The organism is Bernardetia sp. (genome assembly GCF_020630935.1).
GTDB lineage: Bacteria > Bacteroidota > Bacteroidia > Cytophagales > Bernardetiaceae > Bernardetia.
In genome coordinates this window covers 1-21,603 of sequence record NZ_JAHDIG010000062.1, presented here as the reverse complement: position 1 = coordinate 21,603, position 21,603 = coordinate 1, and the positions used below count along the sequence as shown (strand labels likewise).

Here is a 21,603-nt window from a genome sequence, read left to right as displayed (position 1 = left end):
AAAAACTACTACGCAATGAAACGTTTTTTGACGAAAAACCTATTTCTTTTACTCCTAACACTTGTACCTCTTTGCCTTACAGCAAAAGACATCGATGGTAAGTATTTATGCAATAATATTTATGTTGTTGAAACCGAAATGGCTCAACGTCCAGATGGCTCTATCAAATTTGATATGCAATTTTATAGAGATATGGATAGACATGACATTAGCGAAATATTAGCCCCTATCAATGAGGAAAAGACAATTTTTGAAACCATAGAAGATACAAAACATCCTTTACGTCTTGTCATTAGTGATAATATGGCAGAACTGTATTATATGAATGAAGCTAGAGCTGTAAAAGACTATTTTTTACTTTGCCAAGATAAAAAACTCTTGAAAAATCTAATGAAAAAGAAAGGTCTGAAAAGTAATGCGAAGCAGCAAATGGAAATGCTCAAGAAGGAAAAATACAAAAGTGAATATAGCTCAAAACCTGCTGTTTTTATTGCTTCTAATCCAACTTCAGATTTTCACGCCAAAAATGCTGGAAAAGTAGTTTTCTTTTCAGAAAAACCAGAAATAGGTAAAGAAGATATGTCTAAAATCAAGACAAAATTTACGCTAGGAGAAGAGATTTGGGCTGTGGCTTATTTTCCAGTGGCTCTTGAAAAATTGCCTCGTTTGATGGATACGAATAAAAAGAATTTTTTAGAAGTTGGCTTTTTTGACTATACCAAAAATCTTACTGAAGAAGAAAGAACTATTGGAAGCCAGTCTGTATTGGCACTAGACGAAGAGATGAGAAAGCAGAATTATTTTATCTTCCAAGTAATTCCAACAACAAGCACATACAACAACATGGATATAGAAAGTGCTGTCTGGATAGTAAATAAAATCAAGAAACTAGGTGCATATAACCACACTATCAAAATGACAATGGGCGACGATTATGATTATGATGATAGTGTAAATGACTACCAACCATATTACGAAAACTTGTTTTCTGGGACTTTTCAGCTTGATATGAGTGATAAAGAAGCTGTAGCCAAATGGAGTAAAGCACTCAATGATAGTGAATTTGAATCAAGAGAAATGCCTAATGTTCCTAGAGCTCCAGCTAGTTTTGAGGCTGATATTATCGCCAGACTAAATGGTTTAAATGATAGAAGAGGCTGGGAAAGAAAGTGGATAAAAGTATTGAATGATGGTGCTTGGAACTGGGTAATTAGAAGAGATGACTATGGATTCATTACTGAAAGATATGCTGGTTTCATAGGTGTTTTTCAAGACGAAAAAGGCTGTGGGTATATCCAACTTACTCTCAAACAAAAATACATAGACAACGGTCAGTTTGAAGAAACTATGTATTGGGACTATGAAGGGAAATCATATTATGTGTCTTGTGAGAAAGCAAAATAAAACACTAATCATCACCAAATTTATCTTTTTACTAAAACTTCACTCTTAAAAAAGTGAAGTCTTTAACTCAGAACAACTATGATTTCAGACATTGGATTTTTCGTCCTACTAATTGGAGGCATTAATACACTTTGGCGACTGTTGTGGCTTATTATGGCTCAAAGCAGTATGGCAGGCGCAAAGATTTCTAAAAAAGTGGGAACAAACAACGAAAATACAGCCAAAAATATAGAAGTAGGAGAATCTTTTTCTAAACAAATTCTTAGCGACCTCGTACCAAGAGTAGCTGTAACTATTATTGGTTTATTGATGTACTTATTGGGATAAAATCAAAATGAGCGTAAATTCTTTTCTAGGAAAATGGAAATCTACTGAGCAGATTGAAAGGCTACCAGACTATGGTCTAGATTTTTCAAAATGGATAGGAAGAGGGGCTATCCAAGGCTACTTTGTTTTTTCTGTTTATTACAAAGAAGAAGCCCTGACTGCTCAAGTAGATATTCCTATTGGTGTAGATAGTTATTTTTCAATTTATAAAGGGAGATTTCAACATACCAAAACTCAAATCAAGATTTGGCAGAACGAACAGAATCCTGTCAAAATAAAATACTGCTTTGAAAATGATTTACTCCCTCTAAAATTATTTTCAAAAACTATTACCTTTAAAAAACTAACTAACAATCAATGACCCATAAACACAAATTACAAGTAAAAAAACATCAGTTTTTCTTGGAGCAAAATAGAAAAGACCCCATTACAGGAGATTCTATTCAAGAAAATGATACGATTGTAATTTGTGCTGTGTGTAAGTCTGCTTTTTTAGAAGAATCTTGGAACTACATAGGAAGACAACATTGCAACCAGTTTTCTACTTTAAAAACTATTCCTAGAGAAGATGCTTTAGTCGTCAGACCAAAAAAAATAAAGTATAAAAGAGCTAAGAAGGTAGTAAATCACGAACGCAATGAGACCCTACGAAGTATCTTTATCTTATTGGCTATTGTTGTTCCTATGGGATTCTATGTCTATTGTATGATGAACTACATAAAGCCAGATGATACTACACTCTTATTCATTGGTGCTTTTCTTACAGCAGGAATATGTGGAGTTGCAATTCTGTTTATTGAAGATATTTTTAAAGATAAGATGCCTGATTAAACTTCAGAAGTTATTTGAATTGATTGTCTTAACGATATAGCTTAGATGTCAATAAAAAAATCCTACCTAAAAGTTAGATAGGATTTAATAGTTGTACTACTACTACTACTACTACGTATGTAGTTTGTTTTTAATTTATTTCTATAGTTTGTCCACAAGAAGTTCCACCACTAACCACTAGACTTCCTCCTCCATGCTTCACATTTGGAGCAGAAGTACTTGCTGAATACAGATTTTTTTCACAATCAAAGCGACTAGTACTACCATTCCTCAATGTGAAACCATTGTATGAACCCTCTTCGTAGATACGAATATCATGTCCAGTATTATTTACCAATGTTACACTGCTAGTGGCTGCAGCTCCTTCTGCTAACCTATTGTTTCGTTGTATTCTTTTATACAAATCTGACTTATAATATTCTTCTTTTTCTTTTTGGAGAGATTTATTAAAAGCTTCTCTTTTCAGCTCTAAATTTTCTAGAAACAGCTTACCTTCTTGTGAATTAGCCCACTTAGAATGTACAATTTCTTGTTTTTTATTGGCAGCGTTTAAATATACTTTTAACCTTTCTACAACGTCATCTTCTTGTAGCTTTTTTGCAATAGGATCTCCTATTGTAATTCCTCCCTTCATAGCTTTCAACTTTTCTTTAAGTGACATTTTCTTTTTTTCCTTTCCTTCTTCTCTTTTATCTTCTTTTTTTCCATAATCTATTGGAACAGAAATAGAGTATAAGCTATATTTTTCTGGACTATAATATCCAGAAAGTTCGTAGATGATTCCATCTAAAAATACAAGCCTAGATTCACTCATACCAGTTCTTAGTTCTCTTGGAATATAGCCTATAGTTTCTTGATCTTTTTCATCTCCCTCATACCAAGACTTTCTATAAGTAATAGGAAATGCCCAGTTATCTGGAAGATAAGATGCAGGTTTTCTTGTACTGAGTTCCACCATCACTTGAAAGTGTTTAGATGGCATGTTCTTTTCTGATATAATTTCGGTGATTTTATTTATATAACGTTCTCTGACAAAAGAATAATCTTCACCACTTTTTTGTAGAGTAAATGTTATATACTCTTGATTTGGATTTACACCCTTCAAGATTTCACTTTGGTTTAAGACTTCATCTTTGGTATTTATAAATCCAAAAAGAAAAATCACCAAAATGGTAATAAATGGCGTCAATAAATATCTCATTTTTTTAAAAAATTAAGTGTAAGAGTTGATGTGTAACAATAATTACACACCCTATATCTTTATGAAAGACATAGGTAGTAATCTTCTAATCTAAGTTTTAAAAGGTCTTTTATTAGTGTTCTTATGATTATTATGTTACAAACATAGGAAGATAAGATTTATCAAACTCATTAAATAAATGAGTGGTTGGGTAAGTAGGGCAAGTGGTAAGCCTTTTTAAATAAGTGGTTACTTAGTACCTTCAATCAACCCTAACAAATTGTCTTTACGACGACGAGCAATAGGCAAAATGCTGCCATCTTTGAGATGAACTGTGCCGCCTTCTTTCTTATCAAGAAAACTAAAAAATTGTAGATTAATCAAATGAGAGCGATGAATTCTATTAAATAACGCTTTAGGTAGCATATCTTCAAAAACTCCAATAGGTTTAGAAACAGTAATTTTTCTTTCTTCTGTGAGCCAAACAATAGTATAGTTTCCACTAGCTTCACACCTAATAATTTCATCTATTATTACCAAATAAATTCTATCAGCATCTGAAAGTATCACTTTTTGAGGTTTTGCTTCTAGAAGAGCTTTTTCATTTTCTACTGATTCTATATTTTGTTTTAAGGTTTCTAGCTGATTATCAATATAATTGTTGAATAAAATATGATTTTCTAATTGCTTTTTTGCTCTTATAAGGGTTTGTTTTAATTCTTCCTCTTGAATGGGCTTGAGTAAATAATCAAAAGCACTATACTTGATAGCTCTCAATGCATAATGATTATGTGCAGTAGCAAAAATGACATATCCATCAAATTTTTTATTATTGTCTTGATTCCACCTTTGAATAATATCAAATCCTTTTCCATCAGGAAGTTCTATATCTAGCAAGAGAACATGTGGTTTTTGAGCTTTTAAGAATAAGTTTGCTTCTTCTACATTTGTACTAGTCCCTATTATTCGATAGCTTTTATCTAATGTAGGTATCAATTGAATAAGAAATCTGCGAGTTGCAGCATTATCCTCCACTATAAAAATATCCATATTAAAATCTGTATCTTTTTGTTAGATGGCTCTAAAATTTCATATATATATAACAGAAACTCTCTTTCCAATCAAATAATGAACTATATTATAGCTATACTTTTATTATAAAGATTACCTCTGTGCCAGTGGAATTTTGATTTTTATCTTTATGGTCTATTATTTCAAAATCAAAGGTATTTTTCATTAATTTTTTTCGTTCTTGAGTAATGGCAATAGCCATAGAAATATGTTTTTTCTTTCGCTTTTCACTTCTTCCTACACCGTTATCTTTGACAGATATTTGAATTTTATCATCATTAAGTTCTATAACGTTGAGGTAAAGTTTTTTATATTCTTTATCAGACTTGCTTAGTCCATGTTCGATAGCATTCTCAACAAAAGGCTGAAGAAGCATAGGTGGAATAAAAATGTCTTCTATTTCTAAATCATTAGGTTGCAAAACTATTTCAAAGTCAAAATCAACACTAAGTTTTTCAAGGTTGAGATAAGTGTTCAAGAATTTTATTTCTTCCTCTAAAGAAACTAATTCTCGGTCAGAATCTTCCAAAATCTGCCTCATCAATAGTGAAAAACCTGAGACATGTTTCTGTGCTTCTTGTATTCTTTTTTCATAAAGTAATGTTTGTAGAGTGGACAAGACATTGAAAAAAAAATGAGGATTGACTTGTGCTCTTCTCCAGCGTAACTGAGCTTGTATTCTCTCAAAATTTTGAATTATACTTCTCTGCCTAAAAAACATCCACAGTCCTATCAAAAAGCCGATACCTATAAGAATTGAGGCTATTGTAAAGTAGTATGAGTTTCTAGCTTCAAGTTCTTTAATTTTATTTTCTTGTGTGAGCTGTATAATTTGTTGTTCTTTTTTTTCTGTTTCATACTTAGAAATAATCTCTCTAGATTCTTTCTCGTTTCTCTTCTTTCTAATAGAATCTCCATAAACAATTGATTGATTCAAACTCTCATAAGCTAATTCATTCTTGTTCTGCTTTCTATAAACTTTTGCCAATAAACTATATGTATTATAGAGTACATCTTGTTGATTAAGGTTTTTACCAATCACTATGGTTTTATTTAAGTTTTTTATACTTAAATCATATTTTCCAGTTTGATTATACAACTTGCCTAAATTATAATAAACTAATATCGATGCAGACTCATTTTCATTTTCTTTTAGCTTTTCTACAGTTTTTTCTAAATAATATAAGCTATTAGGAATATCACCTTTCTTTTCATAGATGCTTGCAATGAGCTGATTAGTTTTAATTTTTAGTAAAGTTAGTGGTGTTTTATCTATTATTAATTTAGCTTTTTGAGCATATATTAAAGCACTATCATACATATTTTGTCGCCTCAGTATAAGAGCATAGTTGGCATATTTAATCATTAAAACCTGTGCATTTATAGATTGGCTAGACTTTTCAATTAGTGTTATTCCTTTCCTTCCATATTCTTTAAATCTTTTATCGCCTATTAAGCTCATTATTTGTGCAGCATCTATATAAGCACTACCTAGTTGAAATAACTTGTCTTCTATAGAAGATTGTTCTATCAAATCAATGGCTTTAAGAGAATAATCTAAAGCCTCCTTGATATTATTATTCCTTCCATAAAGTTCTGTAATTAGTGATATAATTCTAAGTCTCTGTCTTATAGAAGCACCATGTCTTTCAAAACCATCTTTTACCTTTACTACATTTTTTATCAATTCCTCGTGCTTTGTTTTTGATTTTTCTACAACTACATGCTGATAAAGTTTGACATATTTTAAAAGTGAATCTTGTGGGTATTGCTCAAAAAGTGAATCTGTTTGCCTTAGTATAGTCTCTTGATTTGACAGAGTTTCTTCAGCAAATACTTCATCTATAGTTATTACCTTGTCTTTTATTGTTTTTGCATTTATAAATGTCAATTTTAGTGAATCTAACTTTACAGAGCTTTGAGCATAAAGTGTAACTGTATTTAGGTTGAAAATTAAATTCCAAAGTAAAAGAAAAATAATGCAAAATCGTTGATGCATAAGTTGTAAGTAGTAAGTTATTGGTATAACACAAAAGTAGTCTATTCAGTATAATGTTCCAAAAAACACAGATACTAAGCCTTAGCTTCCCTAAGGAGAAAAGTATAACTTATTTAACTAAAATATAGAAAAATAACCTACATATATGATAAACAAATACACATTAGGAACTACATAAAGGCAGATGATACTACACTCTTATTCATTGGTGCTTTTCTTACAGCAGGAGTATGTGGAGTTGCAATTCTGTTTATTGAAGATATTTTTAAAGATAGATTAAGCTAAGTTGAAGTTTAGAGCAAACTGTATAAGTTCTGCACTAGAAGAAAAATTACCTTTCTTATAAATATTTTTCTTGTGTTTTGTAATCGTATGAGGAGATAAGAATAGTTTTTCAGCAATTTCTTTTACTTCAAAGCCTTGACAAACAAGCTGAATAACCTCTTTTTCTCGTTTTGAAAATGCTTTATAAAGAGATAAGTGTTTCTCAATATAATTAGAAGAATCAAAAAGCGTATTTACTTCTTCTTTAAACTCTTCTACTTGTGTAATTGGACACGTAATACTCTGAAATATTCCTCGCTTGTTGTTTAGTTTTACACAGGTAAAATACACTTGATATTCTGTTTGTCCTTTTATGCGTAGCCTTTGGAAATAGCTAAGTGTTTTGCTCTCATCGTTTTGAGCAGCAAATTCTAATAAGAGATTGATGCACCTTGGCAAGTCTTCTGGATGCATAATATCAGCTAAAAACTCAGCTCCAGCTTCTTGTATTTCTTTCAAAGTCTTGCCATACATCTGACAACCTTTTTCTTCTAAGTAGAGTAAGTTGATAGTTTCCTTATCATTTTCGTGATAAAAACCCAAAAAATCATCTATTTTTCTTTCTGCTTCTATACTATTCAGCCGAGCAAGCGACTTTTGAATATCTAAAACACCCATATTTTTTATTTATGTATCTTAAACTTGACAGCAAAATTATAAAATCTAAAAAAACTATGAACATTCATTTTCCTATAAATATTGATTTTATGATTTTTGATAGTATGGATAGATACCCCCATAGCATCTGCTACATCTTGCAGTGAACCTCCACCACATAAATATCTGCAGACTTCAATTTCCTTTTTAGTTAGCAAGCTAAAACGCTCTAAATTTTCTTTGATAAAATTGACATTTTCATAAATATCATTGATACTTTGATTAAATAACTCCAAATCATGGACAGGTACACTCAAATTCAGAATACGTTTATCGTCCAAAACTTTTCCTCTCGTATAGTAGAGCTTTTCTCTATGAGAAGGATAAGTAACTCGCTGAAAAAATGAAACATGAGTCATCTCATCTTGATTTTCAATATATTCCAAATTCGCATTTACAGCATTTACCAAATCTTGAGGATGAACTGTTTTTTGTAAAAAAACAAAACCTTGTTTGTTTAATTCTTGAATATCTATATCAAAATATTCTATCAGTTTTGGGTCTGTTTCGATAACTGAAAAATCTTCTAACGAATTGATATGCAAATGACAGGGAATATGCCTTGTAATTTCTTCGATAGATTTTTCTCCTGCCTGAATTTGGCGAGAAACTTCTTGAATACTAAATTTTTCAAACATAATGTTATCGTTTTGAAAATGAAGGAAATACAAAGTTAAGTTTTTTTAACAAAAATAGAAATTCAAGTTTTTTACTTAAACTCTTTCCAAATTAGATTTTTAAGAATATTTACTTTGAGATATAGAAACTAATTCATCAATTTTGCATTAGAATATAGCAAATATACTTTACGATTTGTAATACCAAATGAGGAATTTCTCCAACATATTACGCAACTTCAAAACTCGCTTTCCATTTTTTTGGCTAGTAATGAGTTTGTTTTTGCTCGTTGGACATTCATTTACACCTCATTGCCATCATCAGCATATAGTTTGTCAGTCAAACTCAGTTCATACACACAAAGCAATACCTTCAAACTTTTTTGCTTTGCTGTATTCCCCTAATATTGGAGAAGAACACTTGCATAATTTTACAGAAGAAGGCAATTCTGTTTCTAAAGCACTTCAGAAAATAGCTAAAAAAGACATAAATTCTAGTACTAAAGCTATTTTTACAAATTTCTCTACTGCTCAAAACCATACAAAACAAGCCGTAGTTTCTAGCAAAAATACGTATATCTGTTTTTTTGCACACACTATTCAAGACATTCTTTTTAAGAATGTTCCTCTTCGTGCGCCCCCAGTTTTAGCATAATCTTTCAATTTATTTTTTTCTTCTTGTTCAAGGCATTCTGCTTGGACACACTTTTTCGTAAGCATATGCTTACAAAAGAGTTAGCACAAGATGGAATCTTGCGCTAGAATAAAACTCATTAAATCAAAAATTTTATGTTAGACAACCTCATCGGATTTTCTATCCGTAATAAATTCATTGTCTTTATGGGCGTGTTGGCTCTTATTGGTTGGGGAACGTATTCTCTTCTCAATTTGCCTTTAGATGCCGTTCCAGACATTACTAATAATCAAGTTCAGATTGTTACACAATCTCCCACTTTAGCACCTCAAGAAGTGGAACGTTTTATTACAACACCTGTCGAACTATCTATGGCAAATTTGCCAAATGTAGTTGAGGTGCGTTCGGTTTCAAAATACGGTCTTTCGGTCGTAACCATTGTTTTCAAAGAAGAAACTCTGCTTTTAGAAGCTCGTCAGCTTGTTAGTGAACAACTAACATCTATTTCTGGCGAAATCCCTACTCATTTGGGTGTTCCTTCTTTGATGCCTATTACAACAGGCTTGGGTGAAGTCTATCAATACACACTCAAAATAGAAGACAAATTTGCAAAAAATTATTCTATTACCGACCTAAGAACGATTCAAGATTGGATTGTAAAAAGACAAATGGCAGGTATTGAAGGAGTTGTGGAAGTGAGTTCTTTTGGTGGAAATCTCAAACAGTATGAAGTTTCTGTAAACCCTTCAACATTACAGGGTTTAGGAATTACTTTGAACGATATTTATGATGCTTTGGCGATGAATAATTCCAATGGTGGAGGAAGCTATATCGAAAAAACCCATTATAGATATTATGTCAGAACAGAAGGATTAATCAATTCTTTGGAGGAAATTCGTCAAATTCCTATCAAAGTTAGAAACTCAAAACCTATTCTAATTGGAGAAATAGCAGAAGTAAAAGAAGGTTATGCACCACGTTTAGGCGCAATGACACAAGGAGGAAAAGGCGAAGCTGTCGGTGGAATTGTCTTGATGTTAAAAGGGGCAAACTCTTCCGAAGTTATCCACAACATCGAAGAGCGTGTAAAAATAGTTCAAAAAGCTTTACCCGAAGGAGTTAGTATTGTTCCTTATTTGGAGCGTTCCGATTTGATTGGAAGAGCTATTGCAACGGTTACCAAAAACTTAGCAGAAGGCGCATTGATTGTAATTTTTGTTTTGGTTTTGCTTTTAGGAAATTTTAGAGCTGGTTTTATTGTCGCTTCTGTAATTCCACTAGCATTAATGTTTGCTTTTGGAATGATGAACCTTTTTGGGGTGTCGGCAAACTTAATGAGTTTGGGAGCGATTGATTTTGGTTTGATTGTAGATGGTTCGGTCATTATTGTTGAAAATGTTGTCCATCAATTATACAAAAAATATAAAGGTCAGAAACTGACAAGTCAGCAAATGGATAATACCGTTTTGGACTCTTCTCTACAAATCAGACAGTCAGCAGCCTTTGGAGAAATCATTATTCTAATGGTTTATCTACCCATTTTAGCACTTACAGGAACAGAAGGAAAAATGTTTAAGCCCATGGCAGAAACTGTCATTTTTGCCATTTTGGGAGCATTTATTTTGTCTTTGACCTACGTTCCAATGATGTCTGCTTGGATGTTGTCCAAAAACATAAATTCAAAACAAAGCCTTGCAGAACGAATTTCAAATTCAATTATGGAGGCTGCTGAAAAAGTATATCAACCTATTCTAGAAAAATCATTAGAATTCGGAAAAAGTGTTGTAATTATTTTTGTACTTGTTTTTGGTGTGAGCGTATATATGTTTTCGCAGATGGGAGGTGAGTTTATTCCAACGTTAGAAGAAGGTGATTTTGCGATGCAGCTTACCCTGCCAGCAGGAAGCTCTTTGGAGGAAAGTATCAAAACGACAACAGCAGCCGAACAAATTTTGATAAGCAACTTCCCTAATGAAGTACGTGATGTAGTGTCAAAAATTGGAACTGCCGAAATACCAACTGACCCCATGTCCATCGAAACAGGTGATATTATGATTTTATTACGACCAAAATCAGAATGGAAAACAACACAAGACCATGAAGAGCTAGTTGAAAAGATGAAAATTGCTTTAGAGATTTTGCCTCATGCTGCATTTGAATTTTCACAACCTATTCAGCTTCGTTTTAATGAACTTATTACAGGCGACAAATCAGATATTGCAATTCGTCTTTTTGGAGAAAATTTGGATACGCTTTATAAATATGGACAACAAATAGGTACACTTTCAGAAAATATTGAAGGTGTTGGAGATGTGCGAGTAGAACAGATTGTAGGACTTCCTCAATTTGTTGTTGAGTACGATAGACAAAAATTAGCGCAATATGGAATTACAATCGATGAAGCAAATAGATTGGTTGAAACGGCTTTTGCAGGGGGGTATGCAGGTACGATTTATGAAGGTGAAAAGCGTTTTGATTTGGTAGTGCGTTTATCAGAAAAGGATAGAAACAAGTCTGAAACACTAGAAAATCTATTTATTTCAATTCCTTCAGCTACCAATCTTGATGCTGCTAACCAAGATGCAACTTTACAAGTTCCTTTAAATACACTTGCCAAAATCAATCGAATTGAAGGTGCAGCGCAAATTTCAAGAGAAAACACACAACGAAAATTAACTGTTGGAATCAATGTCAGAGGACGAGACGTAGAATCTTTAGTCAATGAGCTTTCTGAAAAAATTGATGCCCAAATCAAATTACCAACAGGATATTTAGTTACGTATGGAGGACAGTTTGAAAACTTACAAGCTGCAAAAGCTCGTTTACAAATTGCTGTTCCTGTGGCATTGCTTATGATTTTTGCCCTTCTTTTTATCACTTTCGGTTCGCTTGAGCAAGCTACTTTGATTTTTACAGCTATTCCACTTTCTGCCATTGGTGGCGTTTGGGCGTTACATTTGCGTGATATGCCATTCAGTATTTCGGCTGGAGTTGGTTTTATTGCCCTTTTTGGTGTAGCTGTTTTGAATGGAATTGTATTGATTGCTCGTTTTAATGACTTGAAAAAAGAAGAAAATAAGACAGCAGAAAACAAAAACGATTTTTCATTAAGAGAACAAATCCAAACACGAATAATTCAAGGTACAAAAGACCGTCTAAGACCTGTTTTGATGACTGCCCTAACAGCTGCATTAGGTTTTTTACCAATGGCAATTTCGACGGCAGCAGGTGCAGAAGTTCAGAAACCTCTTGCAACCGTTGTGATTGGTGGACTTATTACAGCCACCGTTTTAACACTCATTATTCTTCCTATTTTGTATGGATTTTTAGAGGCAAGGAAAAAATAAATTTATATAAAAATATTTCTCGTTCAAGCATTCTGCTTGGATGCTCTTTTTCTGTAAGCATATGCTTATGAAATAGGTAAGCACAAGATAGAATCTTGCGCTAGTAGCAAAATTAAAATATCAAAAAAATGAAACCATCAAAAATAATAATACTTCTATTTTTTCTATTGATTCAGTTTCCTGTTTTTTCACAAACGGATTCCTTAAAAAAATCTTCTTTAGATAAAATAATTGAAATTGCCTTTTCGAATAATGAATTAATTCAAAATAATAAACTAGACATTGAAAGTGCAATCAATCAGCAAAAAGGAGCTTTTTCAGTTCCAAAAACAAATATTTCTCTTCAATATGGAAATGTGCAGAGTAGCTATAATCGTGATGTAATGATTCAAGTTACTCAAAATTTTAACCCTATTGGTTCGATTTCAGCCACTAAAAAATCTTTTCAAGCACAAGAAAAAAGTGCAGAAGCACATCTAAATTATCAAAAAAACGTGCTTAAAAATCAGATTAGTCAGTTGTATTACAAATTTGTCTTTTTTTCTCAAAAAAATCTTCTTCTACAAAAGCAAGATAGTTTGTGGAAAACTGTTGAAAAAGTTACGAAAGCTCAAACACAGGCAGGACAAACCAATAAAATGGAACTTCTGACAGCACAAAATCAGCGTTTGCAATTGCTACAACAAAAGTCTATCAATGAAAATGATTTAAAAATGGCTTTTCATGATTTACAAAAATTAGCTCAAAATGAATTGTCTTTTTTAGAAATAGATAATCAAAATCAAGAAATTTATAATATAAATAAAATCAATTCAGAGGTAGTGATTTCTGATTCTTCTGTTTCTAATTCGATGATTACTTATTTTGAAGCACAAACTAAGTTAGCTCAAACACAAGTTTCTGTCGAACGTAGCAAAGCAATGCCTGAAATACATTTGGGTTACTCTTCTCCTACTTTCGATGGCGAAGTTGGAATTTATAACGCTTTTCAAGCAGGATTGTCTGTACCTTTAATTTGGAGAGAATACAATTCAAAAATTCAAGTTGCCAAAATCAAAGAGATACAAACTCAAAATGAATTAGCTTATCAAAAAAATGCGATTTCGGAAGAAAAACAAGCTATTTTAATGAAATTACAAAGCCTTCAAGTTATTTTGAAAAGTTATCAAACACAACAACTTCCACAAGCTGAAGAGCTTATCAAGTTGGCTCAAATTCGGTACAAAGAAGGAGAAATTTCGGTTTTACAGCTTGTTCAAATTCAACAACAGACATTACAAACTTCACTTTCTTATCTTGAAACCATAGAAAATTTCAACAGCACAGTAGCGATGTGGGAATTTCTCAATAACTAAAAAATGTAAAAACAGGGTTAAAATCCTGTTTAGAAAATGCTCTTTAATAAAAAAATAAAACCTTAACCGTCAACGAGGCTAAAGCCGTCGTTGAGGTTTATAAAATATAAAAAAAATGAAAACGAACATCCTATATTCATTCGTTCTTGCTTGTCTTATGCTTCTTTGTTGGAGTTGTGAAAAAGATAATACACATACACACGACCATCACAACACTTCGAATGCAGGTCAAGAAAATAATAATTCAGAAGAACAAACTCATCCTGTTTTTACAGATGAACAACTCAAAAAATTGGGAGTTGAAACTAGCAAAGCACTTCTCAAATCTATTCCAAAAGTCATTGAAGCTACAGGAACAATACATTTACCTCCACAAAATAAAGCATTAGTAGGAAGTGTTTTGGGTGGAAAAATCAAACAGATTTTGATTCATGAAGGAGATTATGTCAAAAAAGGACAAACAATTGCCATTCTTGAAAATCCAGAAGCACTCAAAATGCAACAAGAGTATTTGACTGTTTCAGCTCGCCTTGCCATGCTAGAGGCAGACTTAGAACGCCAAAGAAGTTTACAAAATCAAGATGCCACCACTCAAAAAATTGTACAACAAGTTCAAGCTGAATTAGAGATGGCACAGGCTCAAAAAGCGAGTTTAGCAGTCCAGCTTCGTCTCATAAATTTATCTACCAAATCACTTTCAGCAAGTTCTATTCATTCTACATTTTCTGTTCTTGCTCCTATTTCAGGCATGACGCACAATATTGTTGGACAGCTTGGAGAGTTTATAGATGCTAATAAATCTATGGTAGAAATTTTGAATGAAGACCATCTGCATATTGAAATTTTGGTCTATGAAAAGGATATTGATGCCATTAAAGAAGGACAAAAAGTAAATTTTATTCCTTATAATTCACCAACTACACAACCTGTTGAAGCCATTGTTTACTCTATTTCTAATACCATTGACCCAGTTACCAAAACAGTAAGTATTCACGCAGAAATAAAACAAAAACTTTCTACTATTCTTAGAGATGGAACACTAGGAAAAATAACGATTGAAAGTGAAGGACAAAACCGTCCTACTTTGCCAAAAGATGCTTTGATTCAAGAAGGAGAACAGTTTTTCGTATTTATTCAGAAAGAAAAAAATGCTAAAGGAGTTGAATTTGATAAAGTAAGTATTGAAGTCTATACCCAAAGTGAAAATGAATTTCAGTTTTTAATTAAAGATACTTCAATCCAAAAATCAAGCTCTGAACTTCTTTTTGTGAATAAAGGAGCATATTATTTGAATGCTTCTTCAGCTGAAACTATCGGACATTCGCATTAAGTTAATCTTTCTTTGCTCTCTTCCAACGCTTATGCGTCCAAAGCCAATTTTCAGGCGATGTTCTAACGGCTTCTTCTATTATTTTTGAGTACTCATCTAAGATAGAGAAGTCGTTTCCATTTTTGTCAGTATTGTAAGGTGGAGTGTGTAAAGGTTCTAACGAATAATTATAATATCCTCGCTTTGGCTTTGTAATTCTGACAAAATAAATGGGCAAATTTGCTTGGGGAGCAAGACGAGCAGCACCAACAAAAAAAGGAACTTCTTTTCCAAAAAACTCTGTCCAATATTGTCTGTTATGTCCTGCTGGAGTTTGGTCGCCTACTAAAATATAAGCAATGGCTTTCTCTTGTTTTTTAGTGATTTCTTTGCTTGATTTTCTCATCTCAACAGGAACTGCTCCAAATTGTGAACGCATATCAAAAATTAGCTTTTCCATTTGCTCATTGGCTAACTTTTTATAAATAGGAGATACAATTACGTCCAACTCTGCCGAACACGACAAACTTACCCATTCCCAACTGATATGATGGGTTGCCAAAACTATAAAAGGCTGCTTTTTATCTGCTAGTTCTTGAGCTATTTCCAAAGAATTTCCCACTGGGCGAGTACGTCTTACTATTTCATCTTCCGAAACATGAAATGCCTTTAATGTTTCGATAATAAAATCACAAAAATTTCTGTAAAATGCTTTTGCAATTTTTTCTCGCTCTTGCTGCGTTTTTTCTGGAAAAGCTATTTGCAAATTGCTTAACACTACTTTTTTACGGTATAATTTTCCATAATATACTACTACAAAAAGCACATCAGAAATCAAGTAGAGAAACCACAAGGGTAGCCGAGCAAAAGATTTTATAAGAAATGGAATCATACTTTTTTTATTATTTACTCAATTTCAAGATACGAATTGCACCTTGAACAACAAGGACAAACACAATCGTTCCGATAATCAAATCTGGAAGAGCAGAACTAAAACAATAAACCAAAACACCAGCTGCAATCACACCTGTGTTAATTATCACATCGTTAGACGTAAAAATCAGACTTGCCTTTATGTGTATTTCGTCCTTACTTTTTGATTTTTGCATCAAATAAAGACAAATTCCGTTAGCAAACAAAGCCAGTAACGAAACAATAATCATTGTCTGAAAATCAGGCAATGTTTCCTCTGAAAAAAATCTTCTCAAAACTTCTACAAAGCCAATACACGCCAAAGCAATCTGAAAATAACCTGCTACTTTTGCAATTTTTTGTTTTCGTAGAAGCGATTTTCCTACTGCCATCAGACTTATTCCATATACAAAAGCATCTGCTAACATATCCAAACTATCAGCCACCAATCCCATCGATTGAGAAATTAAACCTGTAAGTATTTCAATGGTAAAAAAAGAAAAATTGATTCCCAAGACAATCCAAAGCAGTTTTCTTTGTGCTGTATTCTGACTTTGGTTTTGCCTAAAACTATCTTGCTTTGTATGTTCGGTGTGTATTGTTTGTGCGCCTAAATTTAGAGCAAAGATAGCTTTTTCTATGCGTTGTAGTTCGTTTTGCTCTGGACTTTGTTCAATATAAAAAACTGTCAGTTCACGATTAGGAATATCAAAATCAAGACTTTTGATACTTGAAACAGAGTCCAACTTCATTCGTATTAGATTTTCTTCTGAAGGACAGTCCATTTTTGTAATCTTGAACAGCGTCTTTTGCATCAAATTTTAAATTCTTATTTCAATTTCATTTTGTTATCCAAATCAGCTTTGCCAGAAAGAAGCTCTGAAAAACTATAATTCAAAACTACTTCATTTTTATCATCGGAAGAGTAGGTTGCTTCTTTATTCGAATACTTCTTGATTTTTCCTTCTGTTCTGACAATAAAAATATAAGAAGCTGATTCAAAGACATAATCTTGAAAGCGTTTTGTAGCCTCGTCTTCTGCTGTATTTTGACGTTCTTTTGCTCTGTTCAAAAGTGGTTGGAGATAATGTGTATTATTTCTCTCAAAGGTACGTTTTGAAAACTCAAAAGCAGGCTTGGAAGGCGCAGTTTCAGTATTGAGTTGGTTGAGAGCTGCTGTCAGTGAGGCTACATTATCAAAATCAAACCTAAAACCAGTTAAATAATTTTCATAATCTGTCGTATATTCAACATTCGTAATTCCTCCAATTTCAGAGAAACTCTCACTACTTTTCTGAATTACATTTTCAATATTGGCAACAAAGTTTTTTTCTTCTTGTGTAGAATCTGTTAGTGATGTAGTAATGGCAATTTCTTGTTTTCTTCCACTCAAATCTACAGTAAGTGAGTATGTTCCAGAGCCATCTTTTTTAATATAAACCTCTTCACGAAGCTCAAAACAAGAAGTTAGGGTAAAAATGCAAAGCAATACGAGAGTAAATTGTAGTAGTATTTTTTTCATTAGAACTGGTAGATTAATTTTTTCAAGAAAATAATATTCAAAATTACACAAATAGAAGGATTTTTTATACAAAAATCTAAACTAAAAGACAATAATAGTATATTCTATCTTGGAAAAGTTCAAACAATCAAGTTATATAAGAGTTTTACATAACAGTCTAGTACAAATTTTTGGCTAAACTATTTTTTATCATTCATTTTTTTAATATCAATTTTTAAATTATGTCAGAGCAAAAAGAAAAAATTTTATTTGTCCTTACTAGCCACGACAAACTTGGCGACACAGGCAAAGACACAGGTTATCATTTAAGCGAGGTTACACACCCTTGGAAAGAACTTTATAGTGCAGGCTATGAAATGGACTTTGTAAGTCCAAAAGGAGGAGAAGCTCCTGTTACAGCATTCGATTTGAGTGATGATATAAACAAAGACTTTTGGGAAAATCCTGTATATAACGAAAAGGTAAAAAACACTAAAAAGCCCTCTGAAGTAAATCCTTCTGATTATCAAGCTATTTTCTTTGCAGGTGGACACGGCACAGTTTGGGATTTTCCAGAAAACAAGGAACTTCAAAAATTAGCCGTATCTATTTATGAAAATGGTGGAATTGTTTCTTCTATCTGTCATGGTGCAGCAGCTTTAGTCAATATAAAACTAAGTGATGGTTCATATTTAGTAGATGGAAAGGATGTAAACTCTTTTACTGACGATGAGGAAAGAGAACAAGGCTTGGAAGATGTTGTTCCATTTTTGGTAGAATCAAAACTTCGTGAGCGTGGTGCAAACTTCCAAAAAGCAGCCAATGGAGAGGCAAAAGTTGTTGTAGATGGAAGGCTCATCACAGGACAAAATCCTGCTTCAGCAACACCACTTGGGCAAGCTCTCAAAAGAGAACTCAAAGAGGTAGAAGTGGCTTAAAGAAATTTTAACAGAATAAGGCAGAGCATTATGTTCTGCCTTTTTTATTCGATAGAATTCGTCAAAACATTCTATTTCCAAAATCACTTTTACTTGTGATAGATATAATTTACAAAAAATCATTCAATAATGGAATTTGGCAAACTACAAGACATCTCAACTATAGACTTTACATTACCAGACGACCACGTAGAAACTGAAAAATTTTTATCAAAATTAGAGCCCACTAAAAAGCCAATTATTCGTGTGGCTGCGCCAGTTTGGGGAACGCCAGAATGGAAAGGAAGTTGGTATCCAAAGAAAGCTAAACCATCTGATTTTTTGTATCATTATTCCCGTCAGTTTGATTCTATTGAGCTGAATGTTACGCATTATCAAATTCCACCAGCAGAAAGAGTTTTGAAGTGGAAAGAAATGACACCACAAGGGTTTTTATTTTGCCCTAAGATTTATAAAGGCATTAGCCACCACAAACAGCTTGTAGATTGCCGGGAACTAACCGTTGATTTTTGTGATAGAATGGCTCTTTTTGGTAATAGATTAGGAATTTGTTTTTTGCAGCTTCCTCCACACTTTTCACCACAAAAAGCAAACGTTTTGATAGATTTCTTAGAGAATTTTCCTTCTGAAACACGTCTTGCCATAGAGTTTCGTCATAAAGACTGGTTTAGCTCTTCAAACGAGGAAACTAGAGAAGCTGTAAGAGAAGTGTTTTCTGTAATGCGACGTTACGGATTTATTGCACTCATGACAGATGTAGCAGGCAGGCGAGATGTTCTGCACATGAGACTAACTTCCGAAACGATGGTATTGAGATTGGTAGGCAATGGACTTCACAAAACCGACTACGAACGTATGGAAGACTGGGTAGAAAAAATGGATAAGTGGATAAAGAATGGATTAAAAGAATTTCACTTTTGGCTGCATCAACCAGACAATATCAAGACGGCAGAAATGGCTGTTTTCCTCATTGATAAACTCAAACAAAAAGGCTATTCAGATATAAATCCACCTAAAAAAATAAGCGAAGGCACAAAAGATATGCCCTCGCTGTTTTAAACGACTTTCCCATTTTACGTTGTAAATATCTTGACATTTGATTCATAAACAGGGATTCCATACTCTTCTAAAAACTCTACTGCCAAACTTTCCCAAGCTGCATTTTGACGTGGATATATTTTGGGCGTACAGACATGCCCTTCTAGTTTTAGTCCTTTATAATCTTTATTTAACTGCGTATCAAAGGCATAAACTGTGTTTATAATTTGGTCAAGAGCTTTCTTTCTGTTTTTGTTTATAGCTCTTTGAGCCTCGCTGATGGCATTTAGTTTTATCTCTACAAAACAAATAGTTGTGTCGTCAAAAATTATGAAATCGCACTTTGAACTTCCATCTTGTAAAAGTCCCTTTTTTCCATCAATAGGAACAAAAACCGTCTTTTTCTTATTCTCTACCTTAAACAGATTGTCTTCATTTATATTTTCAATTTTGATAATTTCGTCATTCCCTTGAAAATAAATGGTAGAATTTGGCTCATCATATACAAAGACAATAAAGGCTTGGTCTTTATAATCTGTAACGTAAAAAACTTCTCTCTCCTCTTCCTGTATTGTATCTTCATCTACTGAAAAGTTAGAAATTAGAAGCTCTTTAAATTCTTCCTGTCTACTCATTACCTAACAAACGATTTTTGATGAATAGAATATAATTTTTGAAAATCTCCTCCTAGTTTTTCAGAGACTTCATCCAAATAATTTTGTTGAATAAGTCCTGTTTTTTCGCTCAAAATAGATTTTGTGTACTTTTCACTATCATCTATTTTTCCTAAATCGTACGCTGAAAAATCATTTGAATCTATCCAAAACTCTTTTTCCACAACCTCGCTTACTTCACTTTCTGCTTCAATATTTTTATCTACAATACGCTTTGAAAATAATAAATTATTGAAAACAGTCAGTACATACGGACTGTGTGTAGTAATGATGATTTGATTATCTTCATTTTGATTCATTAAAAATGATAGTAGTTCTATAAGTTGCTTTTGAGCAGATGGAAATAGGTGTGCTTCGGGTTCTTCTACTATCCTAAATACTTTACTTTTTTCAGCAATGTTAATCAAAATATCTTGCAGAATTCGTATAACTTCTTGCTGTCCAGAAGAAGCGTTTGAAAGCAAAACATAGTCATCTTCTTTATCATCATAAATTATTTTCTCGCCATGTTTGTCTATTGAATATTTACCTTTTATTATTTCACTCGTTTTCTTCAATACTGTCTTCAAATCTTGCTTTTTATCCGAATGAATTATGAGTTCATTTTTAAAATCTATATTTTTTTCAAAAATCTCTTTTAGTAGCACTATTCTTTCGATGAACTTTAACATAAGAACTTCATCAATATTATATCGCTTCTTGACAAAAGGTAACCTACTATTCTCTTTGACTTTATTTTGAGCCTCTGCGAAAAGATATTTCTCAAAAAGCTCTGAATAACTTACAGTTGCATTTCTACCTGCTATTATATACAAGAAATCAGATTGACGATTTGCAAACATCTCATCTAGAAAATCAAAAAAATTGTTAGTGTATTCTTTCTTCTCAAATAACTTAAAATATATTCTCTCCTGTATAGATTTCGAAGTATTTATATCATTTAAGCGTTTACTAATTTCATTTGAAGTATTTATAAACTCATCTACTTTCATTTCAGGACTGAAAAATACTTGCAACTTTTTATTTTTATCTGTCCACAAACGAACATGCTTTAATTCATTAAAGTAATAGTATATTTCAAAATGAGGTAGGCGAACAGTAGAACCAAATAAGTTATAAAATTTCTCTTCGCAAAGACGATTCATATCAAACGAATCAAGATTGTTTTCTCCATTTTCATTATAAATCTCTCTAAAAAAATCTTCTTTAAGTGTCTTAAAGAAATAAACCAATTTCGCTACTGTACTCTTTCCACTTGCTTGCTCGCCTATCAATACCGTTATTTTTTTAAGTTCGATATCAGCTTCTTTTATTGCTCCAAAATTTTTTATTACAATTCTTTGCATATTGATTCTACTATTTTTTAAATACCTTTTTCACTCTTTCAAATATAACTAAAAAATCCACTCTCTATAAAATATAAAGAATGGATTTTTAAGTAATTATCTACTACAATTTTGTTAAATTTGATTTATTTTTTCATAA

General features: G+C 32.5%; 20 protein-coding genes. 10 read left to right on the top strand and 10 right to left on the bottom strand.

Going from position 1 to position 21,603, the window contains the following annotated elements; translation table 11 throughout:
* Positions 1-15: 15 nt before the first annotated feature.
* The 4 genes from QZ659_RS15740 to QZ659_RS15725 all read left to right on the top strand — a co-directional run bounded on the left by QZ659_RS15740 (position 16) and on the right by QZ659_RS15725 (position 2,562).
* Complete coding sequence (locus QZ659_RS15740) at positions 16-1,404, top strand: hypothetical protein (RefSeq protein ID WP_291727186.1); 1,389 nt, start codon at positions 16-18, stop codon at positions 1,402-1,404.
* 78 nt (positions 1,405-1,482) lie between these two features.
* Complete coding sequence (locus QZ659_RS15735) at positions 1,483-1,731, top strand: hypothetical protein (protein ID WP_291727184.1); 249 nt, start codon at positions 1,483-1,485, stop codon at positions 1,729-1,731.
* A gap of 7 nt (positions 1,732-1,738) precedes the next feature.
* Positions 1,739-2,092 (top strand): hypothetical protein, encoded by a 354-nt coding sequence (locus QZ659_RS15730; RefSeq protein ID WP_291727182.1) that lies wholly within the window; start codon positions 1,739-1,741, stop codon positions 2,090-2,092.
* Entirely contained in the window at positions 2,089-2,562 is a 474-nt protein-coding gene (locus QZ659_RS15725) for a hypothetical protein (RefSeq protein ID WP_291727180.1), read from the top strand. The genes QZ659_RS15730 and QZ659_RS15725 overlap by 4 nt, the downstream gene beginning before the upstream one ends.
* Before the next feature lie 130 nt (positions 2,563-2,692).
* On the opposite strand, the gene QZ659_RS15720 is transcribed toward QZ659_RS15725, so the two are convergent.
* From QZ659_RS15720 to QZ659_RS15700, 5 genes are all read right to left on the bottom strand, one after another.
* On the bottom strand, positions 2,693-3,763 hold the full coding sequence (locus tag QZ659_RS15720; protein ID WP_291727178.1) for a hypothetical protein: 1,071 nt from the start codon (positions 3,761-3,763) through the stop codon (positions 2,693-2,695).
* 228 nt (positions 3,764-3,991) lie between these two features.
* A complete protein-coding gene (locus QZ659_RS15715; protein ID WP_291727176.1) occupies positions 3,992-4,792 on the bottom strand; it encodes a LytR/AlgR family response regulator transcription factor in 801 nt (266 codons plus the stop codon).
* Between the two features lie 94 nt (positions 4,793-4,886).
* Positions 4,887-6,704 (bottom strand): histidine kinase, encoded by a 1,818-nt coding sequence (locus QZ659_RS15710; protein WP_291727173.1) that lies wholly within the window; start codon positions 6,702-6,704, stop codon positions 4,887-4,889.
* Between the two features lie 384 nt (positions 6,705-7,088).
* A complete protein-coding gene (locus QZ659_RS15705; RefSeq protein WP_291727171.1) occupies positions 7,089-7,754 on the bottom strand; it encodes a LuxR C-terminal-related transcriptional regulator in 666 nt (221 codons plus the stop codon).
* A gap of 5 nt (positions 7,755-7,759) precedes the next feature.
* Positions 7,760-8,431 (bottom strand): helix-turn-helix transcriptional regulator, encoded by a 672-nt coding sequence (locus QZ659_RS15700; RefSeq protein ID WP_291727169.1) that lies wholly within the window; start codon positions 8,429-8,431, stop codon positions 7,760-7,762.
* A 187-nt stretch (positions 8,432-8,618) separates the two neighbouring features.
* On the opposite strand from QZ659_RS15700, the gene QZ659_RS15695 reads away from it, so the two are divergent.
* From QZ659_RS15695 to QZ659_RS15680, 4 genes are all read left to right on the top strand, one after another.
* Positions 8,619-9,065, top strand: a complete 447-nt coding sequence (locus QZ659_RS15695) for a hypothetical protein (protein ID WP_291727167.1) — start codon at positions 8,619-8,621, stop codon at positions 9,063-9,065.
* Between the two features lie 134 nt (positions 9,066-9,199).
* On the top strand, positions 9,200-12,391 hold the full coding sequence (locus tag QZ659_RS15690; protein WP_291727165.1) for an efflux RND transporter permease subunit: 3,192 nt from the start codon (positions 9,200-9,202) through the stop codon (positions 12,389-12,391).
* Positions 12,392-12,519: 128 nt separating this feature from the next.
* Positions 12,520-13,746 carry a TolC family protein gene (locus tag QZ659_RS15685; protein ID WP_291727163.1) on the top strand — a complete coding sequence of 409 codons (1,227 nt, stop codon included), beginning with the start codon at positions 12,520-12,522 and terminating at the stop codon, positions 13,744-13,746.
* A 115-nt stretch (positions 13,747-13,861) separates the two neighbouring features.
* Complete coding sequence (locus QZ659_RS15680; protein WP_291727160.1) at positions 13,862-15,076, top strand: efflux RND transporter periplasmic adaptor subunit; 1,215 nt, start codon at positions 13,862-13,864, stop codon at positions 15,074-15,076.
* A gap of 1 nt (position 15,077) precedes the next feature.
* Here QZ659_RS15680 and QZ659_RS15675 read toward each other — a convergent pair whose 3' ends face one another.
* Genes QZ659_RS15675 through QZ659_RS15665 form a run of 3 tightly spaced genes read right to left on the bottom strand, consistent with a single transcriptional unit; the run spans position 15,078 to position 17,489 of the window.
* A complete protein-coding gene (locus tag QZ659_RS15675; protein WP_291727158.1) occupies positions 15,078-15,947 on the bottom strand; it encodes a lysophospholipid acyltransferase family protein in 870 nt (289 codons plus the stop codon).
* 10 nt (positions 15,948-15,957) lie between these two features.
* Positions 15,958-16,782: a cation transporter gene (locus tag QZ659_RS15670; protein WP_291727156.1), complete on the bottom strand. Its 825-nt coding sequence runs from the start codon at positions 16,780-16,782 to the stop codon at positions 15,958-15,960.
* 14 nt (positions 16,783-16,796) lie between these two features.
* The gene (locus QZ659_RS15665; RefSeq protein ID WP_291727154.1) at positions 16,797-17,489 is read right to left on the bottom strand and encodes a hypothetical protein; all 693 of its coding nucleotides are present in this window, start codon (positions 17,487-17,489) and stop codon (positions 16,797-16,799) included.
* A 221-nt stretch (positions 17,490-17,710) separates the two neighbouring features.
* Between QZ659_RS15665 and QZ659_RS15660 the strand changes: the two genes are divergently transcribed.
* On the top strand, positions 17,711-18,406 hold the full coding sequence (locus QZ659_RS15660; protein ID WP_291727152.1) for a type 1 glutamine amidotransferase domain-containing protein: 696 nt from the start codon (positions 17,711-17,713) through the stop codon (positions 18,404-18,406).
* Positions 18,407-18,535: 129 nt separating this feature from the next.
* A complete protein-coding gene (locus tag QZ659_RS15655) occupies positions 18,536-19,465 on the top strand; it encodes a DUF72 domain-containing protein (RefSeq protein WP_291727149.1) in 930 nt (309 codons plus the stop codon).
* Between the two features lie 14 nt (positions 19,466-19,479).
* Here QZ659_RS15655 and QZ659_RS15650 read toward each other — a convergent pair whose 3' ends face one another.
* A complete protein-coding gene (locus tag QZ659_RS15650; protein ID WP_291727147.1) occupies positions 19,480-20,079 on the bottom strand; it encodes a hypothetical protein in 600 nt (199 codons plus the stop codon).
* On the bottom strand, positions 20,079-21,464 hold the full coding sequence (locus QZ659_RS15645) for an AAA family ATPase (RefSeq protein WP_291727145.1): 1,386 nt from the start codon (positions 21,462-21,464) through the stop codon (positions 20,079-20,081). The genes QZ659_RS15650 and QZ659_RS15645 overlap by 1 nt, the downstream gene beginning before the upstream one ends.
* Positions 21,465-21,603: the final 139 nt, after the last annotated feature.

Excerpts from the sequence above, each read along its gene's own strand:
- QZ659_RS15740 (WP_291727186.1), top strand. The coding sequence starts at position 16 with ATGAAACGTTTTTTGACGAAAAACCTATTTCTTTTACTCCTAACACTT.
- QZ659_RS15735 (WP_291727184.1), top strand. The coding sequence starts at position 1,483 with ATGATTTCAGACATTGGATTTTTCGTCCTACTAATTGGAGGCATTAAT.
- QZ659_RS15730 (WP_291727182.1), top strand. The coding sequence starts at position 1,739 with ATGAGCGTAAATTCTTTTCTAGGAAAATGGAAATCTACTGAGCAGATT.
- QZ659_RS15725 (WP_291727180.1), top strand. The coding sequence starts at position 2,089 with ATGACCCATAAACACAAATTACAAGTAAAAAAACATCAGTTTTTCTTG.
- QZ659_RS15720 (WP_291727178.1), bottom strand. The coding sequence starts at position 3,763 with ATGAGATATTTATTGACGCCATTTATTACCATTTTGGTGATTTTTCTT.
- QZ659_RS15715 (WP_291727176.1), bottom strand. The coding sequence starts at position 4,792 with ATGGATATTTTTATAGTGGAGGATAATGCTGCAACTCGCAGATTTCTT.
- QZ659_RS15705 (WP_291727171.1), bottom strand. The coding sequence starts at position 7,754 with ATGGGTGTTTTAGATATTCAAAAGTCGCTTGCTCGGCTGAATAGTATA.
- QZ659_RS15700 (WP_291727169.1), bottom strand. The coding sequence starts at position 8,431 with ATGTTTGAAAAATTTAGTATTCAAGAAGTTTCTCGCCAAATTCAGGCA.
- QZ659_RS15695 (WP_291727167.1), top strand. The coding sequence starts at position 8,619 with ATGAGGAATTTCTCCAACATATTACGCAACTTCAAAACTCGCTTTCCA.
- QZ659_RS15690 (WP_291727165.1), top strand. The coding sequence starts at position 9,200 with ATGTTAGACAACCTCATCGGATTTTCTATCCGTAATAAATTCATTGTC.
- QZ659_RS15685 (WP_291727163.1), top strand. The coding sequence starts at position 12,520 with ATGAAACCATCAAAAATAATAATACTTCTATTTTTTCTATTGATTCAG.
- QZ659_RS15680 (WP_291727160.1), top strand. The coding sequence starts at position 13,862 with ATGAAAACGAACATCCTATATTCATTCGTTCTTGCTTGTCTTATGCTT.
- QZ659_RS15675 (WP_291727158.1), bottom strand. The coding sequence starts at position 15,947 with ATGATTCCATTTCTTATAAAATCTTTTGCTCGGCTACCCTTGTGGTTT.
- QZ659_RS15670 (WP_291727156.1), bottom strand. The coding sequence starts at position 16,782 with ATGCAAAAGACGCTGTTCAAGATTACAAAAATGGACTGTCCTTCAGAA.
- QZ659_RS15665 (WP_291727154.1), bottom strand. The coding sequence starts at position 17,489 with ATGAAAAAAATACTACTACAATTTACTCTCGTATTGCTTTGCATTTTT.
- QZ659_RS15660 (WP_291727152.1), top strand. The coding sequence starts at position 17,711 with ATGTCAGAGCAAAAAGAAAAAATTTTATTTGTCCTTACTAGCCACGAC.
- QZ659_RS15655 (WP_291727149.1), top strand. The coding sequence starts at position 18,536 with ATGGAATTTGGCAAACTACAAGACATCTCAACTATAGACTTTACATTA.
- QZ659_RS15650 (WP_291727147.1), bottom strand. The coding sequence starts at position 20,079 with ATGAGTAGACAGGAAGAATTTAAAGAGCTTCTAATTTCTAACTTTTCA.
- QZ659_RS15645 (WP_291727145.1), bottom strand. The coding sequence starts at position 21,464 with ATGCAAAGAATTGTAATAAAAAATTTTGGAGCAATAAAAGAAGCTGAT.